Source organism: Nocardia sp. 852002-51101_SCH5132738 (assembly GCF_001665695.1).
GTDB lineage: Bacteria > Actinomycetota > Actinomycetes > Mycobacteriales > Mycobacteriaceae > Nocardia > Nocardia nova.
The window spans coordinates 58764-74297 of sequence record NZ_LZML01000098.1; the positions used below are offsets into that span (position 1 = coordinate 58764).

General features: G+C 67.4%; 13 protein-coding genes. 2 read left to right on the top strand and 11 right to left on the bottom strand.

Annotation, left to right across the window (positions count from 1 at the left end):
• Nucleotides 1-101: 101 nt before the first annotated feature.
• The 7 genes from A5789_RS13215 to A5789_RS13240 all read right to left on the bottom strand — a co-directional run bounded on the left by A5789_RS13215 (nt 102) and on the right by A5789_RS13240 (nt 5109).
• On the bottom strand, nt 102-1097 hold the full coding sequence (locus A5789_RS13215; protein WP_064902694.1) for a sulfate/molybdate ABC transporter ATP-binding protein: 996 nt from the start codon (nt 1095-1097) through the stop codon (nt 102-104).
• A complete protein-coding gene (cysW, locus tag A5789_RS13220; protein ID WP_063019400.1) occupies nt 1094-1903 on the bottom strand; it encodes a sulfate ABC transporter permease subunit CysW in 810 nt (269 codons plus the stop codon). Before cysW ends, A5789_RS13215 begins: the two co-directional genes overlap by 4 nt.
• Entirely contained in the window at nt 1900-2667 is a 768-nt protein-coding gene (gene cysT / locus A5789_RS13225) for a sulfate ABC transporter permease subunit CysT (RefSeq protein WP_036522837.1), read from the bottom strand. The genes cysW and cysT overlap by 4 nt, the downstream gene beginning before the upstream one ends.
• 174 nt (nt 2668-2841) lie before the next feature.
• Nucleotides 2842-3900, bottom strand: a complete 1059-nt coding sequence (locus A5789_RS13230; protein ID WP_063019398.1) for a sulfate ABC transporter substrate-binding protein — start codon at nt 3898-3900, stop codon at nt 2842-2844.
• A gap of 186 nt (nt 3901-4086) precedes the next feature.
• Nucleotides 4087-4179, bottom strand: a complete 93-nt coding sequence (locus A5789_RS38545) for an Ms4533A family Cys-rich leader peptide (RefSeq protein WP_310400397.1) — start codon at nt 4177-4179, stop codon at nt 4087-4089.
• Nucleotides 4180-4416: 237 nt separating this feature from the next.
• Entirely contained in the window at nt 4417-4674 is a 258-nt protein-coding gene (locus A5789_RS13235) for a hypothetical protein (RefSeq protein ID WP_051755080.1), read from the bottom strand.
• A gap of 114 nt (nt 4675-4788) precedes the next feature.
• A complete protein-coding gene (locus tag A5789_RS13240; RefSeq protein WP_063910960.1) occupies nt 4789-5109 on the bottom strand; it encodes a hypothetical protein in 321 nt (106 codons plus the stop codon).
• A 105-nt stretch (nt 5110-5214) separates the two neighbouring features.
• Here A5789_RS13240 and A5789_RS13245 point away from each other — a divergent pair, with 105 nt between their 5' ends.
• A complete protein-coding gene (locus tag A5789_RS13245; protein ID WP_063019396.1) occupies nt 5215-7263 on the top strand; it encodes a glycoside hydrolase family 15 protein in 2049 nt (682 codons plus the stop codon).
• Nucleotides 7264-7325: 62 nt separating this feature from the next.
• On the opposite strand, the gene A5789_RS13250 is transcribed toward A5789_RS13245, so the two are convergent.
• From A5789_RS13250 to lepA, 3 genes are all read right to left on the bottom strand, one after another.
• Nucleotides 7326-9110, bottom strand: coding sequence for a hypothetical protein (locus A5789_RS13250; protein ID WP_227462943.1), 1785 nt, complete (start codon nt 9108-9110; stop codon nt 7326-7328).
• On the bottom strand, nt 9107-11581 hold the full coding sequence (locus A5789_RS13255) for a hypothetical protein (RefSeq protein ID WP_064902693.1): 2475 nt from the start codon (nt 11579-11581) through the stop codon (nt 9107-9109). The genes A5789_RS13250 and A5789_RS13255 overlap by 4 nt, the downstream gene beginning before the upstream one ends.
• A gap of 244 nt (nt 11582-11825) precedes the next feature.
• The gene (gene lepA, locus A5789_RS13260) at nt 11826-13667 is read right to left on the bottom strand and encodes a translation elongation factor 4 (protein WP_082857134.1); all 1842 of its coding nucleotides are present in this window, start codon (nt 13665-13667) and stop codon (nt 11826-11828) included.
• 223 nt (nt 13668-13890) lie between these two features.
• On the opposite strand from lepA, the gene A5789_RS13265 reads away from it, so the two are divergent.
• Nucleotides 13891-14460 carry a type II toxin-antitoxin system PemK/MazF family toxin gene (locus A5789_RS13265; protein ID WP_030512824.1) on the top strand — a complete coding sequence of 190 codons (570 nt, stop codon included), beginning with the start codon at nt 13891-13893 and terminating at the stop codon, nt 14458-14460.
• Between the two features lie 68 nt (nt 14461-14528).
• Here the strand turns inward: A5789_RS13265 and A5789_RS13270 are convergent, their stop codons facing one another.
• Nucleotides 14529-15320 (bottom strand): aquaporin, encoded by a 792-nt coding sequence (locus A5789_RS13270; RefSeq protein WP_064902692.1) that lies wholly within the window; start codon nt 15318-15320, stop codon nt 14529-14531.
• Nucleotides 15321-15534 lie beyond the last annotated feature (214 nt).

The following is a 15534-nucleotide window of genomic DNA, read 5'->3' on the forward strand; positions in this document are numbered from 1 at the left end:
ATCCGGCAACGGTGGCGCATCCGGCGAAACACCCACTCCCCCAACGCCGCACGAGCGCCCGGCTCCGCCGGCAGGGAAGATCAGCCTGCCGGCAGGGAAGATCAGGCCGCCGGCAGTTCCGGGATGCGGGTGGCGCGGGCGAAGACGGTCTCACCCTCCGCCAACCGCAAAGCCTCCGCGTCACCGCGAGTGACCTGCGCGGTGAACAGGTCGCCGGTGGCCGCATTGCGCAATTCGAGGCGAACCTCGAAACCCAGTCGGACGACGCGCTCGACGGTCGCGCGGGTGACCCCCGCCGACTCCGCGGTGCCCTCGTGTTCGGCCAGGGCCATACCGGGATCGCGGCCGATGCGAATGTCGTGCGGGCGCACCAGATGTCCGTTCAACTTGGCCACCGCACCGAGGAAGGACATGACGAATTCGTTGGCGGGACGGTCGTATACGTCTTCGGGCGTTCCGACCTGTTCGATGCGACCGGCATTCATCACCGCGATCCGGTCGGCGACGTCGAGCGCCTCCTCCTGATCGTGGGTGACCAGCACGGTGGTCACGTGCACTTCCTCGTGCAGGCGACGCAACCACGTGCGCAGGTCGTGACGCACCTTGGCGTCGAGGGCGCCGAAGGGTTCGTCGAGCAACAGCACCTGCGGGTCGACGGCCAGCGCCCGGGCCAGCGCCATGCGCTGCCGCTGCCCACCCGACAGTTGCGCCGGGTAACGATGCTGGAAACCGTCCAGGCCCACGATGCCGAGCAGTTCGTCGACGCGCTTGCGGATTTCGTTCTTCGGCCGTTTGCGGATCTTCAGCCCGAACGCCACGTTGTCGCGCACGGTCATATGTTTGAACGCCGCGTAGTGCTGGAAGACGAAGCCGATATCGCGCTTCTGCGGCGAGACCCGGGTGACGTCGCGGTCGGCGATGGTCACGATGCCCGAATCCAAGGATTCCAAGCCGGCGATCGAACGCAGCAGCGTCGATTTCCCGGAACCGGAGGGCCCCAGCAGCGCGGTCAGCTCACCGGAGGGGATGTCCAGGCTGACGTTGTCGAGGGCGGCGAACGAATCATAACGCTTGTTCGCGTCGGTGACGGTAATCATTTGGCAGTGCCCCGCTTGCGTTCGAGAAGGGTCATCAGGACGAGGGTGACGAGCGCCATGGCCATGAGCAGGGTCGCCGCGCAGTAGGCGCCGAAGGTGTTGTGGTCGTTGATATAACGACCGTGCACCAGCAGCGTCAGGGTCTGAGAAATGCCGGGCAGTCCGGACGACACCATGATCACGGCGCCGAATTCGCCGAGGGCGCGGGCGACGGTGAGCACGATGCCGTAGGTCAGGCCCCACCGGATGGCCGGCAGGGTGATACGCCAGAAGGTCTGCCACCGGCTGGCGCCCAGGGTCGCCGCGGCCTGCTCCTGATCGTCGCCGATCTCGTGCAGGACCGGGACGACCTCGCTGACCACGAAGGGCAGCGTGACGAAGAGCGTGGCGATCACCATGCCCGGCAGGCCGAAGATCACCCGGAAGCCGAAGCTGTCGAGGCCGCCGAACCAGCCCCCGACACCCCACAGCATGATCAGCGATACGCCGACCACCACCGGCGAGACCGCGAACGGCAGGTCCACCACGCCCTGAATCAGGGTGCGCCCCCGGAAGTTTCCGCGCACCAGGGCGATGGCGGTGATGACTCCGAAGACCACATTGAGCGGCACCACGATCACGACGATCAACAGCGACAGATTGAACGCCGAGATGGCGGCGGGTGTGGTGATGGAATCGAGGAACGCGCCGATCCCGTGCTCGAAGCTGCGCCAGAGAATGATCACCAGCGGGGCCACCAGCAACACGATCAGATACGCGAGCGCGATCACGCGCAGCGAAATCCGGGACGGGGCGGACAGTTTCATCGGCTCGCCTGTTCCTTGCGGGCGGTGCGTTCGGAGAAGATGCGCAGGATCAGCAGGGTGGCGAAGGAAATCGCCAGCAGCGCCACCGACACCGCCGCCGCGTTCACCGGACGGTCCACCTCGATCTGCTGCTGGATGTACTGCGACGCGACCTGAGTGCGGCGCGGAATGTTGCCGCCGATCAGGACCACCGACCCGTATTCGCCGATGGCGCGCGCGAAGGCGAGGCCACCGCCGGAGATGATGGCCGGCGCGAGCGACGGCAGCACCACGCGCCGGAAGATGGTCAGGTTGTTCGCGCCCAGTGAGGCCGCGGCCTGCTCGACCTCTTTATCCGCTTCGATCAGCACCGGCTGCACCGAGCGCACGACGAACGGCAGCGTCACGAATGCCAGCGCCACCACGAGTCCCGGCTGGGTGGCGTTGAGGTGGATACCGACCGGGCTCTGCGGCCCGTACAGCGACAGCAGCACGATGCTCGCCACGATCGTCGGAAGCGCGAACGGCAGATCGATCAGGGCGTTGACGAAGCTCTTGCCCGGGAAATCGTCGCGCACCAGCACCCACGCCACCACGGTGCCCATGACGACGTTGATCACGGCGACGACCACCGATACGAGAACCGTCACCCGCAACGCGTCCAGTGCCGCGGGCGCGGTGACCGCATCCCAGAAGCCGGACCACCCGTCGTCGAAGGAATGGACCGTCAATGCGGCCAGCGGCAGCAAGACGATGATGCTCAGCCACAGCACCGTGATCGCCAGACCGAGCGAGCCGGCCGATCCGGTGAGGCGCGACCGCCAGGCCGGTCCGGCGGACCGCTGCCGGACGACGCCGGGACCGGTGGTGGTCCCGGCGTCGGTACTCCCGCCGGTGTCGGCCTTCGTACGGGTGTCAGTCACAGTCGCCCAGTATTCCGTGCGCTCCGAGCCACCGGCTTACTTGGTGGCTTTGTCGTAGAGCACCGCGACGCTGCCGGTGTCGGGGGTGAACAGATCCTTGTCGACCTGCTTCCACCCACCCAGATCGGCGATCGTCCACAGCTTCTGCGGCGCCGGGAAATCCTTGGTGTACTGCGCGGCGACCTGCGGATCGACCGGACGGAAACCGGCCTCCGCCCATGCCTTCTGGCCGGCCTGCGAGTACAGGAAGTCCTTGAACGCCACAGCGGTGGTGGGATTCTTGGCGTTCTTCGTCACCGCCACCGGGTTCTCGATCTTGAAGGTGGTCGGCGGGATGACGTGCTCGATCGGATCCCCGCTGCGTTCGGAGAAGATCGCCTCGTTCTCGTAGCTGAGCAGTACATCCCCGGTGCCCTGCAGGAAGGTCTCGGTCGCCTCCCGGCCCGACTTCGGCTGCACCTTGATGTGCTCCTTGGAGATCAGCTTGCCCAGGTAGTCCAGGCCCGCCTGCGGATTCTTGCCGCCGTCGCTCTCCGCGGCGTAGGGCGCCAGCAGGTTCCACTTGGCCGAGCCGGAGCTGAACGGATTCGGCGTCACCACCTCGACGCCGGGCTTCAGCAGATCGTTCCAGTCGTGGATGCCCTTCGGGTTGCCCTTGCGGACGGCGATCACGACGACCGAACCGAACGGCACCCCCTTGTTGGCGTCGGCATTCCAGGTCGAGTCGACCAGCCCGGCATCCACCAGCCGGGTGATGTCGGGTTCGACCGAGAAGCTGACGACGTCGGCCTGGGCTCCGTCCTTGACCTTGCGGGACTGGTCGCCGGAGGCGCCGTAGGACTGCTGGATTTGCGCGCCCTTGCCGGCCTCGGTCTTGTTGAATTCGCCGATCACCTTGTCGTAGCCCGGCTTGGCGACCGAGTAGGCGAACAGCGTCAACTGCCCGCCACCACTGTGGGCGTCGCCGCCGACGGTGTCGCTCGAGCCACCACTGCAGGCGGCGGTCAGTCCCACGGCCGCCAGCGCGGTGAGCGCGACGGCGATGCGTCCTCGGCGCACCGAGAACCAGGATCTGCTGGACGATCTGCGAGACATGGAACTGACCTTTCCTGCCGCCCGCCCCCGGCGCACACTGCTGCCGGGTCGGAAGTAACTGTGATTGAGCGGTAGATCTGCCCGGTGAATACCGGAGACAGGCGCGGGCGGCTGAGCCGCGAGAGGCGGAGACGCTGCGGAAGATGTGCGCCGGTCCCGTGGAAAGGGCGCAGCGTGTCCGATCAGCTATCGACGACAGTGAATGTCCGCGACGACGAGACAGCCGACCGCGATCAACGCCAACTCATGGCGGACCTGCGGAACAACGCTCGATGACACGGGCAGACTCTAACAGAGCACCCGGAACCGCGCGAATCGGTCGAAGCCGAATCCGCCGAAGATCCCGATATTCGAGAAAACCGCCCATGACCGGCGGGAAGTATTCATATTTCGGATTCCCGACCGCCACCGCGCCGACACCGCAACGACCACCGGGGCCCGGGCGAACCGTGGTGAAGACCACAGTCGCCCGGACCCCGGTGCGTGCGTTCCGGCACCAGCCGATCGGTGGCCGGTCTACTCCTCGTCGGCGGACTCGGGCGGGCTTTCGTAGAGGTCGAGCACCCACTCCTCGACGGCGGTGTCCTCACCGTCCTCGTCGGGCTCGTCGGCGCGCAGCCGGTTCTGCAGCCGCACGCCCAGGCCGAGCATTTGCGCGGCGCGCACCATCTCGATCGCCTCGTCGGCGGTGGTGTAGTGGGTCGCGATCAGTCGGGGGCCGTCCTCGATTTCCAGAAGCTGCTCGAGGTCGACGAATTCCTCATCGGTTGGCATGGGCTGCACAGTACCTGCAACCTCCGACAGCGGGGGATTATCGCGTCAGCAACCAGGCGACGACGATCAGCACGAGCAGTGCGATCAGCGCCAACTGGACCCGTGAGCGTGGCATCAGATCGCTTCCTTCGGCATCGGACCCGGAACATGCATCGAGGCGCCGGCCAGCGCCGGTTCGGGCGGTGCGATGGTCGCCGCATCGGGCGCGATCTCGGCGGCCGCGTCGCCGGCGACGATGTCGGTCTCGGCGACGGCCGAGCGGTCGCGGCCGAGCAGCCGCAGCACGATCCGCAATCCACGATCGAGCAGGTAGGCGATCAGGAAACTGACCGGCACCGCCCCGACCAGAACCACGACGAACTGCGGGATGAACGGTAATCCGGCCACCCACAACTCGAAGCCGTCCCACCAGCCCGCGACATGATGCACAACCACCAGCCTAGTAGGTCACGGGTGCGCCGGCCGCAGGGCATGCCGACCGGCTGTCGCGAGGTGCCGACAGTCCCGGCGAACGGGACCGGAATCCACCATGATGGCTGTATGGCGTCCTACGACGAACCGATCACCGAACAACCCCTCATCGAGACGCTCGACGACATGTCGCCGCCGCGCGATGCCCTGGCCGATGTCTCCGATGCCGAGATCTCGGCGAACTACCTGCCCATTTCGGCGGGCGTCGTGCACAAGTCGTCGTATCCGCCGATCGACGACTACGCCTTCCTCTCCGATTGCGAGACCTGCTGCCTCATCGCGCGCAACGGTGCCGTCGAGTGGATGTGCCTGCCGCGGCCGGATTCACCCAGTGTGTTCGGCGCCATGCTGGACCGCAGCGCCGGACACTTCCGGCTCGGCCCCTACGGCGTGAACGTGCCCGCGGCGCGGCGCTATCTGCCCGGGGGCATGATCGTGGAGACGACCTGGCAGACCGACACCGGCTGGATCATCGTCCGCGATGCGCTGGTCCTGGGCCCCTGGCACAACACCGACCGGCGCAGCCGGACCTACCGCCGCACCCCGGAGGACTGGGACGCCGAGCACATCCTGCTGCGCACGGTGAAATGCGTCAGCGGCGTGGTCGAACTGGAGATGAGCTGCGAACCGGCCTTCGACTATCACCGGGCGCCCGTGAATTGGGAATACACCGGCGAGGTCTACGAACGCGCCACCGCCACCGCGACCTGCGCCCACGACGAATTGCCCTGCGGCGAACTGGTTCTCACCACGGATATGCGGCTGGGGCTGGAGGGGCGCGAGGCCCGTGCCCGCACCCGCATGCGCGAGGGCGACGAATTGTTCGTGGCCCTGTCCTGGTCGCCGCTGCCGGCCCCGCGCACCTTCGCCGAAGCGGCGCAGAAGATGTGGCAGACCACCGAATGCTGGCGGCAGTGGATCACTCTGGGCAAGTTCCCGGATCATCCGTGGCGCGGCTATCTGCAGCGCAGCGCGCTCACGCTCAAGGGTCTGATCTACTCCCCGACCGGCGCCCTGATGGCGGCAGCCACCACCTCGCTGCCGGAAACGCCGGGCGGCGAACGCAACTGGGACTACCGCTACAGCTGGGTGCGCGACTCCACCTTCGCCCTGTGGGGCCTCTACACGCTGGGCCTCAACCGGGAGGCCGACGACTTCTTCGCCTTCCTGCACGATGTCGCGACCGCGAAAGACGGTGAGGCGCAACCGCTTCAGGTGATGTACGGCATCGGCGGGGAACGCGATCTGGACGAGTCCGAGATCCCGCACCTGCACGGTTACGACGGCGCCAAGCCGGTCCGCATCGGCAACGGCGCGTTCCAGCAACAGCAGCACGACATCTGGGGCACCATTCTGGATTCGGTTTATCTGCACGTGAAATCACGCCAGCAAGTCCCGGAAACGTTGTGGCCGATGTTGAAGCGGCAGGTCGAGGCGGCGATCGAGAACTGGCGCAAACCCGACCGCGGCATCTGGGAGGTGCGCGGCGAACCGCAGCATTTCACTTCGTCCAAGGTGATGTGCTGGGTCGCGTTGGACCGCGGCGCGAAACTCGCCGAATTGCACGGCGAGACCGACTACGCCGAGAAGTGGGCCGCGCTGGCCGAAGAGATCCGCGCCGATGTACTCGCCCACGGGGTGAACGACAAGGGCGTCTTCACCCAGACCTACGGTGGTGACAGCCTCGACGCCTCACTGCTGCTGGTCGTACTCCTGCGCTTCCTGCCGCCGACCGATCCGCGGGTGCGCGCCACGGTCCTGGCCATCGCCTCCGATCTGACCCAGCACGGTCTGGTGCTGCGCTACCGCACCGACACCACCGACGACGGATTGTCCGGTGCGGAGGGCACATTCACCATCTGCTCGTTCTGGCTGGTATCGGCGCTGGTGGAGATCGGCGAGGTGCGCCGGGCGCGGCATCTGCTGGAACGGCTGCTCGGATACGCCAGCCCGCTCAAGCTCTACGCCGAGGAGATCGACCCCTACACCGGACGGCATCTCGGTAACTTCCCGCAGGCGTTCACCCACCTGGCATTGATCAACGCGGTGATGCATGTGATCCGGGCCGAACACTCCACCGGGGCCGGTGAATTCCATCCGGCTCATCCCGCGGGCTGACGAAGCAGCGGGTGGTCCGATATGCCCCGGACCACCCGCCACGAATGCGCACAGCACGAACGCTAAGGCACGTCGGCGTTTTCGCGGATCTCCCGCAACCGCACCATCGATCGCTCGATTTCGGTGAGACGCCGTTCACGACTCTCCGGCGAGTTGATCGCCGCCGCCTCCTCGGCCGCGCGCAGCGATTCGTCCACCGATCGCAGCGTCTGATCGGCCAGATCGGTGAAGTGGTCGCGCAACATGCGCTGCATGGCCCGCAGCCGATGCCGTGACTCCTTGCCGACCTGGAAGATCACATCGTCCATCAGGCGAGCCACCGCCACCTTGGCCTCGGACTGGCGGCGCTCACGGCGCAGCTTGCGGTCCTCCCACAGGGCGTTGATACCCAGCAGGGCGGCCGCCGCACCCGAATACCAGTTCACCAGCGGCATTTTCAGCAAACTGGTGAGCAACCCGACCATCAGCAGACCACCGTAGGAGCCGCGCATCACGTTCAGCAGCGACGAGGTGAAACCCACCTTCGCGGTATCCAGCGGCTCCAGCGACGACACCGGTTCGAGGACGTCGCCCGGATCCTCGAGCCGCAGATCGGGCAGCGGCACATCGCGCGAGTCGGCGGGGAACTTCGCGGTGACCTGCTCGGCCAGTTCCACCGCCCGATAGTGGGCGACGACGAAGTTCTCCTCGACCGCCTCGCAGATCCGGGAATCCAGATCGGCGCCGAATTCGTCCCAGCTGCGAGCCGGATCGCGCTTGGCGATCTCCGATTCGGCGTGGCGGACCAGTACGCGCAGCCGGTGCCGCAGATCGTGTTCGATATCGGCCATCAGTTCCGAACAGCCGTCGGCGAGGGTGACCTGCCAGTTGGCGCTGCGGTGGCGCAGATCGTCGGCCTCGGCGCGCGCGGTGCGCAGTTGATCGGTGATCGCGGTGTAGCGCTGCGGATCGCGCAGGGTTTCGGCCTCACTGCGCAGGGCCAGCCCCAGATGATCGGTGATGGTGCGGATGTCGCGCAGCGCCGCTTCCCGGGCGACGGCGTCGGCGCGGGCGAGGACGTATCCGCGCAGATGGTCGATCAGTTGCGGCACACCGGATTCGATATCGCGGCGGTGATCGTCACCGGCACGCAGATGCAGATCGGCGGAGATCGGGGCCACCGCGAAACCCAGGCCGGCGGCGTCGAGCAGCTCGCGATTGCGCTGCTGCACCCGGCTCCAATGGCTGTAGCGATCGATCTTGTTCAGCACACAGACGACCGTCGGGCACACCTGCCGGATGCGCTGCAGCAGGGCGATCTGCTCGGGGGTGTATTCCGCGGCCGCGTCGCTGACGTAGAGCACGGCGTCGGCGGCGGCGATCAGCGACCAGGTAGTCGGCGCGTCGGCGGGTGCGCCGGGCGCGTCCATCACCACGAACCCCTCGGCCAGCAGCGGGCTCGGGTCGGTGAATTCGGCTCGGATCACGCCGGCCGCGCTCAGCGCCGGACCGGGGTTCAGCGGGTCGACGGGCTGGCGTTCGGTGCGACCGCCGGGCAGCGAGCGCACCAGCGTGGCGGTCGCCTCCGGACCGTATTCGGCGATCACCGGAACGCTGACCGGACTGCCGGTCGCGCTCACCGCGCTGCCGACCAGACCGTTGACCAGCGTGCTCATCCCGTTCTTGGGTTCGCCGACGACCACCAGCCGCACGCGCGGATCGGCCACCCGAGCCCGCGACATCCCCAGTCGTGCGGTGAGATCGGCCCGGCCCGCGGCGCGGGTCAGGTCGAGCAATTCGTCGAGCTGCGCGAGCAGCGGGGCCATCTCGTCGGGGTGTTTGGCACCCGGCGACTCCACCGCCGTCACAGCGGAAGCACGTGGAAATCGACGACAGGGTGGTCCACCGGATGGTGCATCTCGGCAAAGGTGGTTTCGTGCAGACCGCCGGACAGTCCGGCGGCGGACACACTCGTCAGGCCGTGGCCGGGATCGGTCCACAGCGAGGTGTCGTACGAATCGTTTACAGCCGCAACAGGTTTCACCGGAACGTGCGCATTCGGCACGGGATCGATGGTGGTCGGCGGTTTGATCACGGTCGGCGGCTCCACGGGTGCGGTGTGCTGCGCGGTCGGCACGGTCGGTTCGTGTGTCGGGACGGTCTGGTCGTGGCTCGGCGGCGTCGCATGCTGGGTCGGTACCTGCTGGGTAGGAACCTGCTGCGTCGGTACGGAATCCGGATCGTGGGTCGGCACCTGGGAACCGCGTGACGGCACGGTCGGATCGTCGGCGTTGCCGGTGGCGGAGGTGTCCGCCCCCGAGGAGGTGCCCGGTGTATGCGTCGCGGTATGGCCCGGCGTCGACGCGTCCGCGCCGGCGGAGGTCGACGGCCCGGAGTCGCTGTCGGTATCCGACGGCGTCGTACCGGGGGTGCGGGTGGGATGGCCGGAATCGGTGTCGCGAGGCACCGTCACGGTCGGCGTGGGCCGGTCGACGGAATCATGATCGGTCGAGGTACCCGGACGGGTGGTGGTGTGCTCGCCGCCGGGCGTGGTCCCCGGCGCGTGCGAGGTGCTCGGCGCGGTCGGCGTCTTCGTCGCATCGGCGTCGTGGGTCGTGGTGGTGCCGTGCGATGTGGTGGTCGGCGCGTGGGTGGTGGTCCGCCCGGCGCCCGATTCCGACGGATCGTCGGCACCGCCCGGCAGTCCGGTGTCCGTACCGGCATGGCGGGGCCGATCGTCGAACAGCGCCGGAACGGCCACCGCGGGCGCGGTCAGCGGGGACGGTCCCGCATGCGTGGTGATCACGTTCGCGATCGGGTGGGTAGCGGCCTCGGGCTGAATCGTGGTCTGCAGTGGCGTCGCCGAGACCGGTTGGACGAGCGCGGGCGCCGGCGCGGGTGCGACCGGCGCCGGCGCGGCCACGACCGGTGCGGTCGAAACCGGTTGCGGCGCCGCGACATTCGTCACCGGCGCGGACGCTTGAGCGGTAGCGAACGGCGTCGAGCCGGGGGCGGCCGAGGTGGCGATCGGCCCGGATTGTGGCGCGAGCGCCGACGAGCCCGGCACCGCGGCGCCGGGTCCGTTCACCGCCGCGCCCGCAGGACCGTTCGCGGCCCCGGCATGCGTCGCCGCGGCCGTGGCCGCACCGGGGGGCGCCACCGCCGCACCCGGGGCCACACCGTCGGCCGCACTACCGGACGCGTGGGCGCTCGAGGTCGGGCCACCGAATTGGCCGGCCCAGCCGGAGGCGTCCGATGCGCTTGCGCCGGCGGGGATCTGGTGGGTGCCGCTGCCGAGCCACTGCCCGTAGTCGTCGAGCTGGTGCCCGACGTCGCCGACGGCGAAATCGACCTTGGTCTCGGTCGTCACCCAGATTCCGTCGAATCCGACGTGCGCGTCGATCTTCATCTCGGTGCCGAGGAAGATGCCGGGATTACCGCCGTCACCGATGCCGTCGAAGGCACCGGGATGCGGATCCGACAGACCGTCGTGCGGATCCGACAGACCGCCGAACCCGCCGGGGCCGAACCCGTTCATCCCGGGCAGATGGAGTCCGTTGGTGCCGGGCAGGCCCAGTCCGTGCCCGGGCAGCGGTGCGGTCGGGTAGGGATCGGCGCCGGCCGTGTCGGCATCGGCCTGCCGCTGATCCACCGCGTCCTCGGCACCGGGCAGCCCGAAGGCCCCCGACGCGTGGGACTGACCCGGCAAACCGAAGCCTCCCGAGGTCTCCGATTCCGGCGCACCGGGCAGGCCGAAACCGGCCGGGGCACTGGCATGGTGCGTCCCGGGAATCGCAAAGCCTTGTCCCCCACCGAATCCCGGATTACTGAAACCACCGTGGCCCGAATGCGGATTGCCCGGGTGCGAGGGAGAACCGGGAATCGAGAAGGGCGGCGCGGTCGACCCGCCGTCGGGCGAGCCGGGCAGGCCGCCGATACCGGGCGCGGGCTGACCACCGTCGGCGAAGGGCAATTGCAGCCCCGGATAGGCATCCGTGCCGTGCTGTTCCGGCAGCGCCAGTCCCGGCGCGGGTGCGGCCGGGGCGTGCGACGCGGAGTTCCCGAGGGTCGGCGGAACGGAGTCCGGTGACGGATCCGGATAGGTCACCACCGGACTCGGCACATCGGGATGCGGATCGGCGGCGGACCAGCCGGTGATGTGGCTGTTGTGCGATTCGTTCTCCGGTGCGGGCGACCCGTTGGAGGCGATCAGCGCGCCGCCGGTGACGTACGCACCGGCCCGAGCCACCCGCGCGACACCGGTCGCGACGCGATATGCGGCATCGTTCGCATGATCGCCCGCGTCCGCATCATCGTCGAAGGGCAGCTCACGCGTCATACAAACTCCGCTCTCAGCGTTCGGCTGGCTAAACCGAACGGGGTGTTACCGAATTTGGGTCTTTTTACACCTTATTTCCGGAAAACTTGCCTGTCACATCCTTCAGGTTTCTTTCAGGCGGACAGATGACAGGCCACAGCGGTACTTTCTGAGCTTGCCACCGGCGGTCGTGACCGGAAAGCCCCAAGATCAACCGGCAGTCGACTCGGTCAACGGTCCAACTGATCTCACGGAACCTTGGAGACTACCTCTTCGGCTTGTCCGATGACGAATCGGTCGAGAGCGCGGCGACGAAGGCCTCCTGCGGAACGTCGACCCGGCCGATGGTCTTCATCCGCTTCTTGCCCTCCTTCTGCTTCTCGAGCAGCTTGCGCTTACGCGAAATGTCGCCGCCGTAGCACTTGGCCAGCACGTCCTTACGGATCGCGCGAATGTTCTCGCGGGCGATGACCTTCGAGCCGATGGCCGCCTGGATCGGCACCTCGAACTGCTGCCGCGGAATGAGCTCGCGCAGTTTGGTGGTCATCTTGTGGCCGTAGGCCTGGGCGGCGTCCTTGTGCACGATGGCCGAGAAGGCGTCCACGGCCTCGCCCTGCAACAGGATGTCGACCTTGACCAGCGCGGCCTCCTGCTCGCCCGCCTCCTCGTAGTCCAGCGAGGCGTAACCGCGCGTGCGCGACTTCAGCGAATCGAAGAAGTCGAAGATGATCTCCGCCATCGGCAGGGTGTACCGCATCTCCACGCGCGTCTCGGACAGATAGTCCATGCCGAGCAGTTCACCGCGGCGCGACTGGCACAGCTCCATGATGGTGCCGACGAACTCGCTCGGCGCGATGATCGTGCACTTGGTCACCGGTTCGAAGATCTGGCGCACCTTGCCCTCGGGCCAGAACGACGGGTTGGTGACAACCTGTTCGGTGCCGTCCTCCATGATCACGCGATAGATCACGTTGGGCGCGGTGGAGATGAGATCCAGGTTGAATTCGCGCTGCAGCCGCTCCCGGGTGATCTCCATATGCAGCAGTCCGAGGAAGCCGCAGCGGAAACCGAAGCCCAACGCGACCGAGGTCTCCGGCACGTAGGTGAGCGCGGCATCGTTGAGCTGCAGTTTGTCCAGCGCGTCACGCAGGTCCGGATAGTCCGAACCGTCGACCGGGTAGAGACCGGAGTAGACCATCGGACGCGGCTCGCGATAGCCGGTCAGCGCCTCGGTGGCGCCGTCGCGCGCGGTGGTGACGGTGTCACCGACCTTCGACTGCCGGACGTCCTTCACACCGGTGATGAGATAGCCCACCTCACCGACGCCGAGGCCCTGGGTGGGCTTGGGCTCGGGCGAGACGATGCCGATCTCCAGCAGTTCGTGGGTGGCGCCGGTGGACATCATCTTGATCTTCTGGCGCGGGGTGAGCTTGCCGTCCACCACACGCACGTAGGTGACGACACCGCGGTAGGTGTCGTAGACCGAGTCGAAGATCAGCGCGCGGGCCGGGGCATCGGCCTCGCCGACCGGCGGCGGGACCGTCTCGATCACCTTGTTGAGCAGTTCGGGAACGCCGACGCCGGTCTTGCCCGATACGCGCAGCACGTCCTCCGGTTCGCAGCCGACGATATGGGCCAGCTCGGCGGCGTAGCGGTCCGGATCGGCCGCGGGCAGGTCGATCTTGTTCAGCACCGGGATGACCTCGAGATCCTTGTCCAGTGCCAGATACAGGTTGGCCAGCGTCTGCGCCTCGATGCCCTGGGCCGCGTCGACCAGCAGGATCGCACCCTCACACGCCTCGAGTGCCCGCGAGACCTCGTAGGTGAAGTCGACGTGGCCGGGGGTGTCGATCAAGTGCAGGACGTAGTCGGTGCCATCGACGTTCCAGGGCAGCCGCACATTCTGGGCCTTGATGGTGATCCCGCGCTCGCGCTCGATATCCATCCGGTCCAGATACTGCGCACGCATCTGCCGTTCCTCGACCACCCCGGTCAACTGCAGCATGCGGTCGGCCAGCGTGGACTTGCCGTGGTCGATATGCGCGATGATGCAGAAGTTCCGGATCCGCGAGGGATCGGTGAACGTCGTGTCGGCAAACGTGCTGATGGGACACTCCTACCCGTGAACAAGTCGATAAGTCGCCATGCGGCAGTCTACGTGCGCATACCGCGTGGTCGTGCACGCACCGGCGGGCCGGCATCGGCGGCAACGGCGCAGTTCCCGGGGCCGGCGACCCGGATGTGAGCGGCGGCACACTCGATTCCCCGCCCGGCACAGGCGAATCCGGCAGGGATGAGCCGAGCGCGGTTCGCCGTTAAGCTCTGCCGATATGGCCAGCACATGGAGCTCTCTGGGCAAGCAGTTGGGGACCATTGCCAAGGAGCAGGGGCCCCGGATCGTCAAGAAGCAGGCGCCGAAACTCGTCGACCGGATGCAACGTTCCTCGATGTGGGACCGCGCTCTCGGCGGCCGCCGCAAGGACACGGTCGCGGTGCGGCCGGCGGCCTCGACTCCGGTGCCCACCCGGGAACGTGCCCGCCAGATCGTCTACTGCCCTCAACTCGACGGCCGCGCCGATCCGGGCGAGATCGTGTGGACCTGGGTGCCGTACGAGGAGGATCCGGCCAACGGCAAGGACCGCCCCGTGCTGGTCGTGGGCCGGGAGCGCAAGACTCTGCTGGGGCTGATGCTCTCCTCGAATCCGGCGCGCGGCGCCGAGCACAATTGGATCGGAATCGGTTCGGGCCCTTGGGATTACGAGGGGCGCGACAGCTGGGTCCGGCTGGACCGGGTGCTCGACGTGCCCGAAGCGGGCATCCGGCGTGAGGGGGCGATTCTCCCGCGGAAAACCTTCGATCACGTCGCGCATCGGCTGTGTGCGGAATACAACTGGGGTTGAGCAGGCCGGCCGAACCGGTGAATCCGGCCGCACGTGGCGCGACCGGATTCACCATCGGCGTCGCCGGATCAGTCGGCGAGATGCCGGGTGCGGCCGAACAAGGCGCTGTAGACCAGCGCGCCCAACAAGCCGCCGAGCAGCGGGAAGACTACGAAGACCCAGACCTGTGGCAGTGCCCCGTTCTGATACGGAGCGACCGCGAGACTGCGTGCCGGATTCGCCGAGGCGTTGTCGATCGGGATAGCGATCAGGTTGATCACCGCGAGAGTGATACCGATACCGAGCCCGGCCATCCCGACATGCGAGATCCGGTCGGTCGACGCCAAGACCACGAAAACCAGCAGCGCGGTCAGGATTACCTCGACGGTGACGGCCGCGGCCAAGCCGTAACCGTCCTGCGTGAGCGTTGCCATGGGGCCACGCACATGCACAGCCGATGGGCTGTGCGCACCCCAGCCGTTTGCGGCCAGACCGTCGGAGGCGCGGTTGTAGGACGGCAGATTCCTGGCGATGCCGAAGATCACCGCACCGGCGATGAACCCGCCGACCAGTTGCGCGACCCAGTAGTCGACGGCGGTGAGCCAGCTGATCCTGCCCATCGCCAGCTGACCGATGGTCACCGCCGGATTGACGTGCGCTCCTGAGATCGGGCCGATCGCGTAGACCAGCAACGAGAGGCTGAAACCGAAGGCGAGCGCGATTCCGAGCACCCCCACCCGGCTTCCGGCGAAGACGGCCGTACCCACGCCGCCGAAGACCAGTACGAATGTGCCGATCACCTCGGCCACCAATTTTCGAGCCAACGGCACTTCACGCTGCTCGACTACATTTTCGAGCACTTCCTGAGCAGTCGGAGACATCTGCCACCTCCCTTTTCGAGCGTGTGCTTCGAGTCGGTACCACGTGGAGATTCAGGAAACTCGCTGAACGACCCGTACGGCCGTCCAAGTCGGACGCTACGGGACCGGATAACGGTGCACAATGACGGCGATTCGCATATCGGGAGCAGACCGCGGATACTCGGACCGGATTGTGCGATGACCGGGCGCAGGCACGGCGATTTCGCTTCGCACC

Coding starts and splice junctions, on each gene's coding strand:
- A5789_RS13215 (WP_064902694.1), bottom strand. CDS start 1,097: ATGATTACCGTCACCGACGCGAACAAGCGTTATGATTCGTTCGCCGCC.
- cysW (WP_063019400.1), bottom strand. CDS start 1,903: ATGAAACTGTCCGCCCCGTCCCGGATTTCGCTGCGCGTGATCGCGCTC.
- A5789_RS13230 (WP_063019398.1), bottom strand. CDS start 3,900: ATGTCTCGCAGATCGTCCAGCAGATCCTGGTTCTCGGTGCGCCGAGGA.
- A5789_RS13235 (WP_051755080.1), bottom strand. CDS start 4,674: ATGCCAACCGATGAGGAATTCGTCGACCTCGAGCAGCTTCTGGAAATC.
- A5789_RS13245 (WP_063019396.1), top strand. CDS start 5,215: ATGGCGTCCTACGACGAACCGATCACCGAACAACCCCTCATCGAGACG.
- A5789_RS13255 (WP_064902693.1), bottom strand. CDS start 11,581: ATGACGCGTGAGCTGCCCTTCGACGATGATGCGGACGCGGGCGATCAT.
- A5789_RS13265 (WP_030512824.1), top strand. CDS start 13,891: ATGGCCAGCACATGGAGCTCTCTGGGCAAGCAGTTGGGGACCATTGCC.
- A5789_RS13270 (WP_064902692.1), bottom strand. CDS start 15,320: ATGTCTCCGACTGCTCAGGAAGTGCTCGAAAATGTAGTCGAGCAGCGT.